The sequence below is a fragment of the Burkholderia sp. ABCPW 11 genome (assembly GCF_001523445.1).
In the GTDB taxonomy this organism is placed as follows: domain Bacteria; phylum Pseudomonadota; class Gammaproteobacteria; order Burkholderiales; family Burkholderiaceae; genus Burkholderia.
The window spans coordinates 40,416-56,702 of the sequence record NZ_LOVM01000041.1; the positions used below are offsets into that span (position 1 = coordinate 40,416).

Here is a 16,287-nt window from a genome sequence, read left to right on the forward strand (position 1 = left end):
ATCCCGCCGGTGCGAGGTTCCGACGCCCGCTTCATGCTCCATCTTTTCTATTCGAACCGTCACGAAACGCTGGCCGACGCGCTGCTCGAAGATCTGGCCGCGTTTCCGGCCCGCAACGGCCCGTGGGCGCCGCAACAGGTCATCGTGCCGAGCGCGGCGCTGCGCCGCCGCCTCGAGCTCGACATCGCCGCGCGCAACGGCGTGTGCGCGAACGTCGAATTCACGTATCTCGCGCAGTGGCTGTGGGCGCAGATCGGCCGTGTGCTGACGGTGCCCGCGCGCTCGCCGTTCGCGCCCGACCGGCTCGTGTGGCGCTGCTACCGGCTGTTCGCGCAGGCGGCCGACGGTGCGCCGTGGCTCGCGTCGCCGCGGCTGGCCGCGTATCTGTCGGCCTCCGACGATGCGATGCGCTACGAACTGGCTCATCGCGTCGCGGCCGTGCTCGATCATTACCTGACCTATCGCCCCGAATGGCTGGCCGCGTGGCAGGCCGGCGAATCGGTGCTCGCGGGCGACGGCGCGCCGCGCGGGATCAGCGACGCCGCACGCGACGACGAGCGCTGGCAGGCCGCGCTGTGGCGCGCGCTGCTCGCCGAGCTGAGCGACAGCGGTACGCCGCCGGCGCACCGCTTCCTCGTCGAAGCGCGCCATCTCGATGCCGATGCGCTCGCGCGCGCCGACTGGCCCGAATCGGTCAGCGTGTTCGCGTTGCCGACGATGCCGCCGCTGCACGTCGCGCTGTTGCGCGAACTGTCGCGCTGGATCGACGTGCGCGTCTACGCGCTGAATCCGTGCCGCGAATTCTGGTTCGACATCGTGACCGCCGCGCACGCCGAGGCGCTCGATGCGGCCGGGCGGCGCGATTACCAGGAGGTCGGCCATCCGCTGCTCGCCGAATGGGGCAGGCAGACGCAGGCGCAATTGCACATGCTGCATGAACTGACCGAAAGCGCCGCGTCAGGCGATGCGTCGCGTTTCGTCGAGAATCCCGCGCCTACCTGGCTGGCGCGCGTGCAGAACGCGATCCTCGAACTGCAACCGGAGGCCGAACTCGGCGACACGCCGGTCGAGCGCGGGATCGAGGTGCACGTGTGCCACAGCCTCGCGCGCCAGCTCGAGGTGCTGCACGACCGGCTGCTCGCGTGGTTCGACGCCGATGCGAGCCTGCAGCCGTCCGACGTGCTCGTCGCGGTGGCCGATCTCGCCGCGGCCGGGCCGTTGATCGACGCGGTGTTCGGCACGGCCGGCGCCGGCGGTGCGCGGGTGCCTTACCGGATCACCGGCCTGCCGCCGTCGCAGGCGAATCCGGTCGCACGCGTGCTGCTCGACTGGCTCGCGTTGCCGGAGCGGCAGGTCGGCGCGCCGGAGCTGGTCGAATGGCTGCGCGTGGATGCGGTGGCCGCGCGCTACGACATCGACGCGGCCGCGCTCGAAACGGTGCAGACCTGGCTCGCGGCCGCCGGCGCGCGGCGCGGGCTGTCGCCGCTCGCGAGCGACGACGCGGCCGTGCCTGCGCCGCGCCATACGTTCTCCGATGCGCTCGCGCGGCTCTTTCTCGGCTATGCGATGCCCGAAGGGGCGGCGCCGATCGGTGCGTGGCTGCCGATCGAGGCGGCCACGGGCAGCGAGGCCGAACTGCTCGGCCGGCTCGCACGGTTTACCGACGATCTCGACGGCTTCGCGCGGCGGCTCGCGGAGTCGCACACGCCGCGCGGCTGGAGCGAACTGTTTGCGGACACGCTCGCGCGCTTCTTCGACTCGGGCGCCGCGTATGCGGACGCGCTGGCCGGCGTGCGCGACGCGCTCGACGCGATGCTGGCCGCGATGACGGAGGGCGCGCCCGACGAGGCGTTGCCGGCGGCCGTCGTCCGCGCGGGGCTCACCGCGGCGCTCGACGATCCGGCCCGCGGCGGCGTGCCGTGGGGCGGCGTCACGTTCTCGTCGCTGACGAGCTTGCGCGGGCTGCCGTATCGCGTCGTCTGCCTGCTCGGAATGGATGACGGCGTGCTGCCGAGCCTCGCGCGCGCGGACGAGTTCGACCTGATGGCCGTGCTGCCGAAGCTGGGCGATCGGCAGCGCCGCGACGACGAGCGCAATCTGTTTCTCGACCTGTTGCTCGCCGCCCGCGACCGGTTGCTGATCGCCTATACGGGCCGCAGCATTCGCGACAACGCGCCGTTGCCGCCCGCGGCGCTGGTCGACGAACTGCTCGATCATCTCGCGGACGTCACGGCCGGGCCCGGCGCCGCACCGGACGCGGTCGATGCCGCGCGCCGCGCGTTCATCGTCGAGCATCCGCTGCAACCGTTCGCGGCCGCGTATTTCCAGCCGGGCAGCGGCCTCGTTTCGTATGACGCCGAGCGGGCGACGCTCGCGTCGCTGCTGGCCGCCGAGGCGTCGCGCGACGGGCCGCGCGAGCAGCCGTTCTTCGCGCAGCCGCTGCCGGCGGAGCCGGTCGAGCCCGTCGCGTTCAGCGAATTCGAACGTTTCTGGCGCCATCCGGCGCGTGCGTTGCTGCGCGGCCGGCTCGGCATCGTGCTGGCCGATGCGCAGGCCGAACTGCTCGATACCGAGCCGTTCGCGCTGGACTTCGCCGGCAGCGACGCGCTTGCCGAGCGCGTGCTGCCGCTCCTGATCGAAGCGGGCGACGGCGGCGTGCACGATCATGCGCTGCGCATTGCGGACGCGAGCCCCGAACTGCCCGGCGGCGCGACGGGCGCGGTGTGGCGCGATCAGGCGCTCGGTTCGATGACGCAGCTTGCGTCGAACGTGCGCCGTGCACTGGCCGACGGCATCGAGCGGCGGCCGTTCTCGCTCACCGTCGTGCCGGCGTGGCCCGATACCGAGCAGGCGCTGTTCGGCGCCGACGACGCAATGCTGGCGGCCGACGCGGTAGGCGCGCCGCTCGAATTGCATGGCACGCTGAATCGGCTGACGCCGGCCGGGCAGGTCATCTATCGCTATGCGCGGCCCAGTGCGCGCGATTACCTGTCCGCTTGGCTCGCGCATCTCGTCTACTGTGCGGTCGAGCCCGGCGGCCCACGCCGCACGCTGTGGTTCGGCAGCGACGGTGCGTTCGAGCTGACGCCCGTCGCGGCGCCGCTCGAACGGCTCGCGCCGCTGGCCGCGCTGTTTCGCGCGGGGCGGCGCATGCCGCTGCGGTTTTTCCCGCGCAGCGCGTGGGCGCGGGTGTCCGACGGCGAGGCCAAGGCCGCGAGCGTGTGGATCAACGAGCGGGTGGTCAGCGAAGCCGACGATCCGGCCATCGCGATCGCATGGCGCGGCGCGCATCCGTCGCTCGACGAGCCGTTCGGCACGCTCGCACGGCTCGTGTTCGAGCCGCTCGTCGAGCATCTGAAGGAGGTCGCATGAGCGCCGTGTCGCAGCCGCAGGCGCTCGAACTCGACGTGTTCGCGTGCCCGCTCGACGGTGTCAACCAGATCGAGGCGTCGGCCGGCACCGGCAAGACGTGGAACATCTGCGCGCTGTATGTGCGCCTGCTGCTCGAAAAGGATCTCGGCGCGGACGAAATCCTCGTCGTGACCTTCACGAAAGCGGCGACGGCCGAACTGCACGAGCGGATTCGCAGCCGGCTCGCGCAGCTTGCGCATGCGCTCGACACGGGCGACGACGGCGGCGATCCGTTCATCGCGCGTCTGTGGGAGACCACGCTCGGCGTCGACGGCGCGCTCGATCCCGAGACGGCTGCGAAGCGGATCCGGCGCGCGCTGCGCGCGTTCGACCAGGCCGCGATCCATACGATCCACGCGTTCTGCCAGCGCGCGCTGCAGGAGGCGCCGTTCGCGGCGGCGATGCCGTTCGCGTTCGACATGGAGGCCGACGATGCGTCGCTGCGCTTCGAACTCGCCGCGGATTTCTGGCGCACGCGCGTCGAACCGGCAGCCGCGCGCTGGCCGGGCTTCGCGACCTGGCTCGTCGAATCGGGGGCCGGCCCGGCCGCGCTCGATGCGCAGCTCGCACGCCGGCTGAAGAAGCCGCTTGCCGCGTTGCGCTGGGACGGCGTGACCGAGCCGGACGAATCGGCCGAAGCGGCCGCAGCCGAATGCTTCGCGGAAGCCGCGCGCATGTGGGCTGCCGAGCGCGACGCGATCGATGCGCTGCTGCGCGCCGCGCAGCCCGCGCTCAATCAACGCTCGCACAAGCCCGACGCGCTCGCCGATGCGCTCGCGGCGTGGGCGGTGCATTTCGAGCAGGGCGATGCGACGGCCGCACTGCCGAAAGCCGCACTGAAGCTCACGCAAACCGCGCTGACGAAGGCGACGAAAAAAGGCGGTGCGACGCCCGCACACGCGTTCTTCGAGGTGGCCGACGCGCTCGAAGCGGCCGTGGCCGCGGCCGAGGCCGCACAGCGCGCGCGCTGGCTCGCGTTGATCGCCGAATGGCTCGACATGGCGCCGGGCGAATTGGCCGAGCGCAAGCGCACGCGGCGCGTCGTGTCGTTCGACGATTTGCTCGCGAACCTGTATCACGCGCTGCACGCGCATCCGTGGCTCGCCGACACGCTGCGCGCACGCTATCCGGCCGCGCTGATCGACGAGTTCCAGGATACCGATCCGCTGCAGTTCGCGATCTTCGACCGGATCTTCGCGCCGGGCGGCCCGCTGTTCCTCGTCGGCGATCCGAAACAGGCGATCTACAGTTTCCGCGCGGCCGATCTGCATACCTATCTCGCCGCGCGCGCACGGGCGAGTGCGTGCTACACGCTCGCGGTCAATCAGCGCTCGACGCCCGCGATCGTCGATGCGTGCAACCGCTTCTTCATGTCGAATCCGCGCGCATTCGTGCTCGACGGGCTCGACTATTACGCGGTGCGCGCCGGCACGCGCGTGCGGGCGCCGTTCGTCGACGAGACCGATCCGGGGCCGGCCGGCGATTTCCGGATATGGGCGCTGCCGGGCGGCGAAGGCACGTTGCTCAAGCGCGACGCGCAAGCGCAGGCTGCCCAGGCCTGCGCGGCGGAGATCGCGCGGCTGATGCGCGGCGCACGTGAAGGGCGCGTGCGGCTGGGGGACACGCCGTTGTCGCCTGGCGACATCGCGGTGCTCGTGCAAACGCACCGGCAGGGTAGCCTCGTGAAGCGCGTGCTCGCGACGTGGGGCATCGGCAGCGTCGAGCTGGCGCAGGCATCGGTGTTCTCGACCGGCGACGCCGAGCAGCTCGAACGCGTGCTGGCGGCGATCGATGCGCCAGGCGACCTGCGGCGTTTGCGCGCGGCGCTCGCGTCCGACTGGTTCGGGCTCGACGCCGGCGCGCTGTGGCGCATGGAGCAGGGCGACGGCGATGCGCCACCTGGCGCGTCGCCGGCCGACAGCGCCGATGCGATGAGCTGGGTCGAGCGTTTCTCGCGGTATCGGCTGCTGTGGCGCGAACGCGGTTTCGCGGTGATGTGGCGCACGTTCACGCGCGAGCTGCTGATCGCCGAACGGCTGATGGCGGGGGCGGACGGCGAGCGCCGCGTGACCGACATCAACCATCTGGCCGAGTTGACGCAAGCGCGGGCATCCGCACAGCCCGGCATCGCGCCGACGCTGCGCTGGCTCGCCGCGCAACGGCTCGACGGCGGCGGCGAGGAAGCGCAACTGCGGCTCGAATCCGATCGCAACCTGGTGCAGATCGTCACGGTGCACAAGTCGAAGGGGCTCGAATACGCGATCGTGTTCTGTCCGTTCCTGAACGATGGCGGGTTGCGCGAGCCGCCGTCGTCCGCGCTGCCCGATGCGCGCGAGTATCACGACGACGCGGGCGATGCGGTGCTGCATTACGGATGCGACGACGAGGCGGCTGCACACGCGGCGCGGCAGGCGCTGCGCGAGCAGGCCGCGGAACGCGCGCGGCTCGTCTACGTGGCGCTCACGCGCGCGGTGTATCGCTGCTATGTCGTCGCCGGGCCCTACCTGTCGTCGCGCTCGACGCGCGAAGCGCGGCGCAGCGTGCTCAACTGGCTCGTCGCGGGTGCCGGCCATGCGTTCGACGCGTGGCTCGACGAGCCGCCCGACGAGGCCGCGCTCGATGCGGCATGGCGCGCGCTCGCGGGCGGCCCCGTGAGCATCGCGCCGCTGCCCGTGCCTGCGCGCCGCGAGCGTCTCGCGGCCGGGCACGATGCGTCGCAGACGCTCGCGGCGCGCCATGCGACGCGCATCCTGCGCGATGCGTGGCGGATGGCGAGCTTCAGCTCGTTGACCGCGTCGATGGCGCGCGAGGAGGCGGGCGTCGCGGCCGTGCCCGACGACGAATTGCGGCCCGATCACGATGCGCTTGCCGCGGTGGCGCCGGACGGCGAACCGATACTGGCCGACACGGTGACGGCTCCGCCTGACGACGACATCCTCATGTTCCCGCGCGGTGCGGCGGCCGGCGAATGCTTGCACCGCCTGTTCGAACTCAGCCGGTTCGCGGAGCCCGAATCGTGGCACAAGGCCGCGCTCGGCGCGCTGCACGACCGTCCGGTCGAGGCCGAGCCGGCGCTTGCGGCACGCCTGCCGGCGATGATGGCGCGGCTCGTCGACGACGTCGTGCACACCGAGCTCGTGCCGGGCATGCGGCTCGCCGATCTCGATCCGGCCAGGCGGCTCGACGAAATGGGTTTCCTGTTCCCGGCGCCGTCGCTCGACCTGACGGCGCTGCGCCGGCTGCTGGTCGCGCACGGCTATCCGGACGTTGCACTGGAGGCGGGCACGCTCGCCGGTTTCATCAAGGGTTTCATCGACATGATCGTCGAACACGACGGCCGTTTCTGGATCGTCGACTGGAAGTCGAACCACCTCGGCACGACGCCGGATGCCTATGGCCCGCGCGCGCTCGATGTCGCGATGGCCGATCACGCGTATCACCTGCAGGCGCTGCTCTATACGGTCGCGCTGCATCGCTACCTGCGCGGCCGGCTGCCCGATTACGACTACGACACGCACATCGCCGGTTACCTGTACCTGTTCGTGCGCGGCGTGCGGCCCGGCTGGCGCAGCGGCGGCGAGCCGGCCGGCGTGCACGCGCGGCGGCCCGCGCGTGCACTCGTCGACGCACTCGACCGGATGATGGAAGGGGGCCGCGCATGACCGCGTCCGACGACATGCTCGAATTCACCGGCGGCCTCGTCGCGCGGCTGCCCGAGCCGGTCGATTTCGGCATCGCGCTCGCGGAAGGCTTCGCGCGCCGCATCGGCGACCTCGCGCGCCGTGCCGGTGCGCCGGCCGCGGCGGCGCGCTGGGCCGCGCGCGCCGCGTTCGCGACGAGCCGTGCGACCGCCGGCGGCCACGTGTGCGTCGCGCTTGGCGCGCTCGCGCAGCGCTACGAAGCGTCGCTCGACGAGGTGCGTGCGTCGCTGGCCGCGAGCGGCGTGGTCGCGTTCGGCACGCTCGCACGCGGCGACGAACGGCCGCTGATCGTCGACCGGCTCGATCATTTGTACCTGTCGCGCTATTTCGATTACGAACGGCGGCTCGCCGATGCGCTCGTCGCGCAGGCCGGTGTCGCCGCGCCGGACGAAAGCCTGTCGCCCGACCGGTTGCGCGACAGTCTCGCTCGTTACTTCGGGCCGGCCACCGGCGAAGTCGACTGGCAGCGCGTGGCGGCGATCGTCGCGCTGACCGGCCGCGTGACGATCGTCAGCGGTGGGCCGGGCACGGGCAAGACCACGACCGTCGTCGGCGTGCTGGCCTGCCTGCTCGATGCGCATCCGGGGCTGCGCATCGCGCTGGCCGCACCGACCGGCAAGGCCGCGCAGCGGATGCAGGAGGCGCTGCACGCACGCGCCGGCGATTTGCCGCCCGAACTCGCGGCGCGCCTGCCCGACACGTCTTATACGCTGCATCGGCTGCTGGGCGGCGGCGGGACGGCCGGCTTCCGGCATCATCGCGACAATCCGTTGCCGTACGATCTGATCGTCGTCGACGAGGCGTCGATGATCGACGTCGCGCTCGCCGCGCATCTGCTCGACGCGCTCGCACCGGGCGCCCGGCTCGTGTTGCTGGGCGACAAGGATCAACTGGCCGCGGTCGAGGCTGGCGCCGTGTTCGCGGAGCTGAGCGCACGGCCGGCGTTCACCGCCGCGGCCCGCAAGCGCATCGCGCAGGCGCTGGACATCGACGAGGCGGCATTCGTCGCGGCGTTGCCGGTGCCGGACGAAGCCGCGCCGGCAGCGGATGCGCGCGCGCATCCGGCATCCGCTTCCGCACAGGCTTCGGCGTTGCCATCGGCATCCGCGCCTGTTGCGCGCAAATCGGCGCCTCGGCCGAAAGTCGATGCGCGACAGGCGTCGCTCTTCGACGACGAACCGCAGGATGCCGAAGCGTCGTCGGCCGACATCGCGCCGTCGCCGTCATCCGAGTCGGCACCGGCCGATGCCGGCGCACCGGGCAATGCGCCGGCCTGGATCGAGGCCGACGAACTCGCTTGGCTCGACACCGTCGAGCTGGCGCCGTTCCACGCAGACGATGCGGCGCTGGCGTCGACGACGGCGGCCGCATCGCCATTGGCCGGCGAAGCCGCTGCCGCGTCCGTCGGCACGCCCGCTCCGGCACCGCTCGCGGACTGCGTCGTGTGGCTCGAACGCAATTACCGCTTCGGTCTCGATTCGCCGATCGGCCGGCTGTCGCTCGCGATCCGCCGCGGCGACGTGCAGGCGGCGCTCGATGCGCTGCCCGCCGACGACTCGGCAGCCGCATCGTTTCACGACGATGCGGGCGACACGCTGGCGTCGTCGACGGTCGAGCGGCTCGCGCGGCGTTTCGGCGCATACCTCGATGCATTGCGCGACGCGCTGGCCGCGCCGGCGCCCGATCCGCTACCGCTGTTCGACGCGCTCAACCGGTTCCGGATCCTGTGCGCGACCCGCAGCGGCTCGCGCGGGGCGGAACACGTCAATGCGCTGGTGGCCGCGCACGTGCGGCATGCGGCGCGCGTGCCGCTCGCGGTCGGCGCGCACTGGTTCACCGGACGGCCGATCATGGTCACGCGCAACGACTATGCGCTCGGGCTGTTCAACGGCGACATCGGCATTGCGCTGCCCGACGCGCACGGTGTGCTGCGCGTGTGGTTCCGGCGTGCGGATGGCGCCGCGCGTGCGGTGTCGCCGGCCGCGCTGCCGCCGCACGAAACGGCGTTCGCGCTGACGGTGCACAAATCGCAGGGCTCGGAATTCGACGAAGCCGCGCTCGTGCTGCCTGCGTCGTTCGGCCGGGTGCTCACGCGCGAGCTCGTCTATACGGCCGTCACGCGCGCACGCACGCGCGTGCAGGTGATCGGGCCGCGGCGCGTGCTGGCGCAGGCGGTCGCGACGCGCACGCAGCGCGATTCGGGGCTCGCGGCCCGCGTCGACGAGGCGCTCGCCCGGCGCCGTACGGAGGCTTCGCGATGATGATTCGCTACACGCTCGATCCGGCCGAGGTCGAATGGACGGCCGTGCGCGCGCAGGGCGCGGGCGGGCAGAACGTGAACAAGGTGTCGAGCGCGATTCATCTGCGCTTCGACATCCGCGCGTCGTCGCTGCCGCCGGTCATCAAGGAGCGGCTTCTCGCGTTGTCCGACCAGCGCATCACGCGCGACGGCATCGTCGTGATCAAGTCGCAGGAATATCGGACGCAGGAGAAAAACCGCGAGGCCGCGCTCGCGCGGCTCGATGCGCTGATCGGCAGCGTCGCGCACACGCCGCGTGTCCGGGTCGCGACGCGGCCGACGCGCGCGTCGAAGGAGCGGCGGCTCGAGCACAAGTCGCGCCGCAGCGTGGTGAAGTCGGGGCGCGGGAAGGTGGTCGACTGACCAATGATCGCAGACGTGCGTCGCATGCGATCGTCCGCCGCGCGCGGCGGCTAACGCATCACGGTTCCCGCACTGTCGAGCACGAAGTCGACGCAGAACACGACGAGCCGGCTCTGCGCGCGGATCGCGACGGCGGCCGTATAGCAGTCGCGGCCTTCCGTCAGCGAGAAGTGAGGGCCCATCAGTGCGACGCGCCCGGGGGCGGCGATCGCGCGCTGGAAATACGGGCGCCGCGACCAGTTGCTGTGGGTTTCCGGGAATAGCGGCGCGAGGCGGGTCACGCTCGCCTGGCTGTCGTCGGGCGGTGCGCCGATCGAAGGCAGGAACTGTTCGCCGGTCTCGTCCGTGACGAACACGCGTCGCGCGGCCGGCACCGCGAACACGCGTTGCGCGGCGTCCTGCAGGTTGCCGCTCGCCGAAAACGCGGCCGCACCGGTGAGCACGAGCCGTTCGATCGCATCGAAGCCCGGCTGCTGGGCGATCACCGGCGTGTGCCGGCGGGCGATGAAGCGCCGCCACGCGGCATCGAGCATCGCGGGCGCCGCCGCGCTCGCGTGCGCGATCGATGCATCGGGCTGGCCGAACTGGAAACCCTGCACGAAATCGATGTCGGCTTCCATCAGCGCCTGCAGTGCGTCGTCGCTTTCGACGCCTTCGGCCAGCACCATCGCGCCGGCCTGGTGCAGCATCGACACGAGGTGATGCATGATGCGGCGATCGTCGGCCGAGGCGGTCGAACGCTCGACGAGCGAGCGGTCGAGCTTCACGATGTCGGGCCGCGCCCGCCACACGCGGTCGAAGTTCGAGAACCCCGTGCCGAAATCGTCGATCGCAATCAGGAAATCGCGATGCTGGATCATGTCGATCGTGCGGGCAAGCGCGGCTTCGTCGCGTGCCGGCTGCTCGACCACTTCCAGCACGATGCGGTTCGGCGGCAGGGCGAAATGCCGGCACAGCGCCTCGACGAACTCGCGCTGCACGAGGCCCGTGTCGAGCACGCGCGGCGTCACGTTCAGGAATAGCCAGCCGTCGCCGATTCCTTGCGTGACGAAGTTGGCCGTGTGGAGGCAGCGCGCGAGCCGGTCGAGAAGCAGCGCGTCGGCGTCGCCGCGCGTCTTGTCGAACAGGGCGGTGGGCGACACCAGCGCGCCGTTCCCGTCGACGACGCGCAGCAGCGCCTCGTAGCCGACGACGCGCTTGTGCGTGATCGACAGCACGGGCTGGAACACGCTGCGCAATGTCGTGGTGCGGTAGGTGGCGAGCCAGCCGTGGGGCGTCGGCGTGAGGCGTTCGAGCAGGGCGTCGAGCGACAGGTCGCGGGAGGACTTCATGTCAACGGTGCCCGGGAGCGGGCGGCGGCGTACCGCCACGCCGATGCAGCCGCATGCGCTGGCGGACGCGAAAGAACGGGAGGCATCGAGACCGCCTTCTGCGGATGAGTGTTCCGAGTGTAACGGGATTGCCGCGGAGCGCGTATCAGGGTAACTCCAGACGCAAACGGTACACCGCGATTGCGGCCCGCGCGCTGCGGCGCGGCGACCGGCCCCGCGTGCATGCGTACGGTGCATGACCGTCGCGAAACGAAGCGCGCCGCGGCGGCGGATGACGATCCCGCGACAAGGCGGCGGCATGACCGTGCGTCGCTGCCGCCCGATGCGAGCCGATGCGGGAAATCCCGGCGGCCGGCCGCTGCCGTCAGACGAATGAGTCGAATGCCCGCGCGCCGCGGTGCGACCGGCGGCGCGTTAGCGCACCCGCGTCGCGTCGCCATCGGCATGGCCGCGCGGCGGCCGGCGATTTCTGCGCGCCGGGCGCGCCGATCGTCACGCCGCTTCGCCGCCGCGCGGTCGGACGCCGGGAATCCGCTTGATCACGCCGGTTGCGAGCGCGGTGCCGACGAGCACGATCGCACAGCCTCCGATCATCACGGCCGACACGTGTTCGCCGAGGAACAGCGCGCCCCACAGCAGCCCGAACACCGGGATCACGAACGTCACGGTAATCGCGCGGGCGGGCCCGATATGCGCGATCAGGTAGAAGAAGATGAAATACGCGATGCCCGTGCACGCGATGCCGAGGGCGAGCACCGCGCCCCATGCGTGCGCGCCGACCGGCGCGGCCGGCCACGTCGCGATCGCGAACGGCAGCAGCAGGACGGTCGAGCCGATCATGCTGCCGGTTGCGTTGACGAGCGGATCGACGCCGCCGAGCTTGCGTTTCGTATAGTTGGCCGCGATGCCGTACAGCAGCGTCGCGCCGAGCGCGGCCGCCGCAGCGAGCGCGGTCGCGCTGGCGCCCGTGTCGCCGTGCGCGTTCGCGATCTGGTTCCACACGAGCGTGAGCACGCCGGCAAACCCGATGACGAGGCCGAGCGCGCGCGGCAGCGACAGCTTGTCCTTCAGCCACAGGTAAGCGACGAGTGCGCCCCACAGCGGCGTCGTCGCGTTGATCACCGACGTCACGCCGGCCGACAGCGTCAGTTCGGCGAACGCGAACAGGCAGAACGGGATGCCCGAATTCAGCGCGCCGACGACGAACAGCGGCCACGCATGACGGCGCAGCCGGGCGCCGAGATCGGCGGGTTTGAAGCGCGTCAGCGCGAAGCCCGCGAGAAACAGCGCGCCGATGCCTACACGCAGCGCCATCAGCGGCGCGACGCCGAAATCGACCACGCCGATCCGGATGAACAGGAAGGATGCGCCCCACAGGGCGGCGAGCACGGTCAGCAGGAAAGCGTTCTTGGGCGACATCGATCGGCGAGGGCGGGGACGGGATGCGACGAATCTTACACCGCGTTACCGCACCGTCGTTTCACGATCGAATGAAACGACAAGAAACGGGAATTCCGCCGTTTGGCACCGGCGGCGGACGGCCGGCCACACGCACGCGGCGCGGTCGATCAGTGATGACGCCAGCCGCCGCGTCCGCCGAAGCCGAAATTGAGCGACAGCGCGGGGCCCCAATAACTGCCCCACGCGGGCGCATACGCCGGGGCCGGATAGTAGTAGGCGGGGCCGGGATCGACATACACGGGCGCGGGCTGTACCGGCACCGGCGCCGCCGTGTAATAGCCGCCCGGATAGTAGCCGTACGGGTAATAGCAGCCGGCGAGCGTCGTGCAGGCGAGCGCCGCGGCGACGAAGGTCCTGTTCATGATGTGTCTCCGGCGAAAGCCGGCCATCGGCAGATGCTTGAAGCTTAGGCCGAGTACCGATGACACGGTATGAGAAACGGTAACCGATCATTTCCGGGTCGCGGCCGGGCCGGCTGCGATGCCGCATGCGAAAACGGCGCTTCCGCAGTGCGGAAACGCCGTTTGAACCGACCTGCCGATGGCTGGGCGACGCCCAACCGGCCGATGCGACTGCTTTACTTGCCGACCTGGTTACCGATGATGCCGCCGGCCGCCGCGCCGCCCAGCGTCGACAGCGCGTTGCCGCCGATCGCCGCGCCGGCGACGCCGCCGACACCCGCACCGATTGCCGTATCGCGCTGGCGTCGCGACATCGAATCGCAGGCCGACAGGCTGGCCACCGTCGCGACGAGGAGCGCGCATACCCCAAAACGCCGAATCGAGTTCATGATCGTTGTCCTTGTGGTAGTGAACGGAAGGCACACGGCCGGCTGGCGGCCGCGCATGTCCCCAATCTACGCGCCGTCCCGCGACGCTGCTGTAAGGACTTGTTAAGGCTCGCGCGGTTTCGTAATCAATTGTTTCGTATGGGCCGGCAGGCACGCGACATGCGCAAAAAAGCCCGCTCGAAAGCGGGCTGCGTGCATCGCGATGCGGCTCGCGGCGCGCTTACTGACGGTGGTAGATTTCGGCGCCGGTCTTCACGAACTCGACCGCCTTGACCTCCATCCCTTTCTTCAGCGCCTCGGTTTCCGACACGCCCTGCTGGGCCGCGAATTCGCGCACGTCCTGCGTGATCTTCATCGAGCAGAAATGCGGGCCGCACATCGAGCAGAAGTGCGCGACCTTGGCCGAATCTTTCGGCAGCGTCTCGTCGTGGAATTCGCGCGCCTTGTCCGGGTCGAGACCGATGTTGAACTGGTCTTCCCAGCGGAACTCGAAACGCGCTTTCGACAGCGCATTGTCGCGCACCTGCGCGCCCGGGTGACCCTTGGCGAGGTCGGCTGCGTGCGCGGCGAGCTTGTACGTGATGATGCCTTCCTTCACGTCGTCCTTGTTCGGCAGGCCAAGGTGCTCCTTCGGCGTCACGTAGCACAGCATCGCGGTGCCGAACCAGCCGATCATCGCGGCGCCGATGCCCGACGTGATGTGGTCGTAACCCGGCGCGATGTCGGTGGTCAGCGGCCCGAGCGTGTAGAACGGCGCTTCCTTGCACCAGTCGAGCTGCAGATCCATGTTCTCCTTGATCAACTGCATCGGCACGTGGCCGGGGCCTTCGATCATCACCTGCACGTCGTGCTTCCACGCGATCTGCGTGAGCTCGCCGAGCGTCTTCAGCTCGCCGAGCTGCGCTTCGTCGTTCGCGTCGTAGATCGAGCCGGGGCGCAGGCCGTCGCCGAGCGAGAAGCTCACGTCGTACGCCTTCATGATCTCGCAGATCTCTTCGAAGTGTTCGTACAGGAAGCTTTCCTTGTGATGCGCGAGGCACCACTTCGCCATGATCGAGCCGCCGCGCGACACGATGCCCGTCATCCGGTTCGCGGTGAGCGGCACGTACTGCAGGCGCACGCCCGCGTGGATCGTGAAGTAGTCGACGCCTTGCTCGGCCTGTTCGATCAGCGTGTCGCGGAAGATTTCCCACGTCAGGTCCTCGGCCTTGCCGTTGACCTTCTCGAGCGCCTGATAGATCGGCACCGTGCCGATCGGCACCGGGCTGTTGCGGATGATCCACTCGCGCGTTTCATGAATGTGCTTGCCGGTCGACAGATCCATCACCGTGTCGCCGCCCCAGCGGATCGCCCACGTCATCTTGTCGACTTCCTCGCCGATCGACGACGTGACGGCCGAGTTGCCGATGTTCGCGTTGATCTTCACGAGGAAGTTGCGGCCGATGATCATCGGCTCGGATTCCGGGTGGTTGATGTTCGCGGGAATGATCGCGCGGCCGCGTGCGACTTCGTCGCGCACGAATTCGGGCGTGATCTCGGCGAGCGCGTTCGCGCCGAAGGCCGCGGCGCCGAACGCCTGGCCGGGGTGCTGGCGGCCCATCATCGCGGCGAGCTTCGCGCCGTTCGGGCCGCTCGACTTCAGGCTCTCGATGTACTCGGCGCGGCGCTGGTTCTCGCGGATCGCGATGTATTCCATTTCCGGCGTGATGATGCCCTGGCGCGCGTAGTGCATCTGCGTGACGTTCTTGCCGGCCTGCGCGCGGCGCGGGTTGCGGTGCAGGCCCGGAAAGCGCAGGTCGGCGGTGGCCGGGTCGGCCGCGCGCTCGAGGCCGTATTGGCTCGACAGGCCGGGGAGCACCTCGGTGTCGCCGCGCGCTTCGATCCAGCGCTGGCGCAGCGCGGGCAGGCCCGCGCGGATGTCGATCTTCGCGTCCGGATCGGTGTAGGGGCCCGACGTGTCGTACACGTAGATCGGCGGATTCTTTTCGCCGCCGAAGCCGGTCGGGGTGTCGGCCTGCGTGATTTCACGCATCGGCACGCGGATGTCGGGCTGCGAGCCGGTTACATACACCTTTCGCGAATTGGGCAGCGGCGCGACGGCAGCGGCGTCGACGTGGGCGTCGGCGGACAGAAACTTCGGATTGGCGTTCATGCAATCTCCTGTGTGAGCGCCGGACAGGCGCTTCGGCGCTTGCCCGGAGCCCTTGACGAATGTGGGGCTCGAGCTAAGCAGGAGACGAGGCTTGGTGAGGCGGCGGATTTCGTCAGAAGGATGGCGGCGAAACCCGTACGCTTCCCTGCGCTGGCATTATCCAGATCAGGTTCAAAGGGTATTTCTCACCCGCAATGCCGGTCGTTCGACCAAACGCATTGCAGGACCCCCGCGTTAGCAAGGGCACACGATACACCGGCTTGCCGGCGGTTTCAACCGGGTGCGAAGCCGATGGCGCCGGGCGGCCGGCGGATCGCGACCGCCGGTGCGCGCACGGTGCGCCGCGGCAAGCGCTGCCGTCGATCCGCCATGTCGTCCGGGACGGAAGGGGCGGGCAGTGCAGCATTTCCATCCCGTGTTTCCGGTTTCAAAAAATTTTTCGACATCGCTGTCATTTCCGGCGGCGTCCTCCGTCTATTCGGCTCCCAAACCCATGTATCGGAGAGATGTCATGAAAAACGTATTCCTCGCCGCCTGTGTCGCCGCGCTTGCCACGATCGCAACGGGCGCCCACGCGCAGAACGACGCAATGTCGAAGGACGGCATGTCGATGTCGAAGGACGCGATGGGTCACGACGCGATGGCGAAGGACGGTGCGATGAAGAAGGACGGCATGAAGAAGCATGCGATGAAGAAGGACGCGATGGGCCACGACGCGATGAAGAAGGACGACGCGATGAAGAAAGACGCGATGAGCCCGTCGAACTGACGAATGCGTG

The 16,287-nt window shown here is 70.0% G+C and carries 10 protein-coding genes and 1 riboswitch; of the genes, 5 read left to right on the top strand and 5 right to left on the bottom strand.

The genetic code is table 11. The features are described 5' to 3' along the window. Positions 1-33: 33 nt before the first annotated feature. Genes recC through arfB form a run of 4 tightly spaced genes read left to right on the top strand, consistent with a single transcriptional unit; the run spans position 34 to position 9,774 of the window. Positions 34-3,372 carry an exodeoxyribonuclease V subunit gamma gene (gene recC / locus WS61_RS17480; RefSeq protein WP_059501863.1) on the top strand — a complete coding sequence of 1,113 codons (3,339 nt, stop codon included), beginning with the start codon at positions 34-36 and terminating at the stop codon, positions 3,370-3,372. Then, complete coding sequence (gene recB / locus WS61_RS17485; RefSeq protein ID WP_059501865.1) at positions 3,369-7,073, top strand: exodeoxyribonuclease V subunit beta; 3,705 nt, start codon at positions 3,369-3,371, stop codon at positions 7,071-7,073. The genes recC and recB overlap by 4 nt, the downstream gene beginning before the upstream one ends. Beyond that, on the top strand, positions 7,070-9,373 hold the full coding sequence (locus tag WS61_RS17490) for an AAA family ATPase (RefSeq protein WP_059501867.1): 2,304 nt from the start codon (positions 7,070-7,072) through the stop codon (positions 9,371-9,373). Before recB ends, WS61_RS17490 begins: the two co-directional genes overlap by 4 nt. Beyond that, complete coding sequence (arfB, locus tag WS61_RS17495; protein ID WP_059501869.1) at positions 9,370-9,774, top strand: alternative ribosome rescue aminoacyl-tRNA hydrolase ArfB; 405 nt, start codon at positions 9,370-9,372, stop codon at positions 9,772-9,774. Before WS61_RS17490 ends, arfB begins: the two co-directional genes overlap by 4 nt. 50 nt (positions 9,775-9,824) lie before the next feature. Here arfB and WS61_RS17500 read toward each other — a convergent pair whose 3' ends face one another. The 5 genes from WS61_RS17500 to thiC form a co-directional block, all read right to left on the bottom strand. Next, a complete protein-coding gene (locus WS61_RS17500; protein ID WP_059502103.1) occupies positions 9,825-11,105 on the bottom strand; it encodes an EAL domain-containing protein in 1,281 nt (426 codons plus the stop codon). Between the two features lie 492 nt (positions 11,106-11,597). Beyond that, positions 11,598-12,524 carry a DMT family transporter gene (locus WS61_RS17505; protein ID WP_059501871.1) on the bottom strand — a complete coding sequence of 309 codons (927 nt, stop codon included), beginning with the start codon at positions 12,522-12,524 and terminating at the stop codon, positions 11,598-11,600. 149 nt (positions 12,525-12,673) lie between these two features. Further along, a complete protein-coding gene (locus tag WS61_RS17510; RefSeq protein WP_027784015.1) occupies positions 12,674-12,928 on the bottom strand; it encodes a hypothetical protein in 255 nt (84 codons plus the stop codon). 215 nt (positions 12,929-13,143) lie between these two features. Next, positions 13,144-13,356, bottom strand: coding sequence for a glycine zipper 2TM domain-containing protein (locus tag WS61_RS17515; protein ID WP_011545020.1), 213 nt, complete (start codon positions 13,354-13,356; stop codon positions 13,144-13,146). A 220-nt stretch (positions 13,357-13,576) separates the two neighbouring features. After that, on the bottom strand, positions 13,577-15,508 hold the full coding sequence (gene thiC / locus WS61_RS17520) for a phosphomethylpyrimidine synthase ThiC (RefSeq protein ID WP_034206861.1): 1,932 nt from the start codon (positions 15,506-15,508) through the stop codon (positions 13,577-13,579). Positions 15,509-15,632: 124 nt separating this feature from the next. Further along, positions 15,633-15,749, bottom strand: a riboswitch (TPP riboswitch). Positions 15,750-16,019: 270 nt separating this feature from the next. On the opposite strand from thiC, the gene WS61_RS17525 reads away from it, so the two are divergent. Further along, positions 16,020-16,277 carry a pentapeptide MXKDX repeat protein gene (locus WS61_RS17525; protein ID WP_034206862.1) on the top strand — a complete coding sequence of 86 codons (258 nt, stop codon included), beginning with the start codon at positions 16,020-16,022 and terminating at the stop codon, positions 16,275-16,277. The last annotated feature ends 10 nt before the right edge of the window (positions 16,278-16,287 follow it).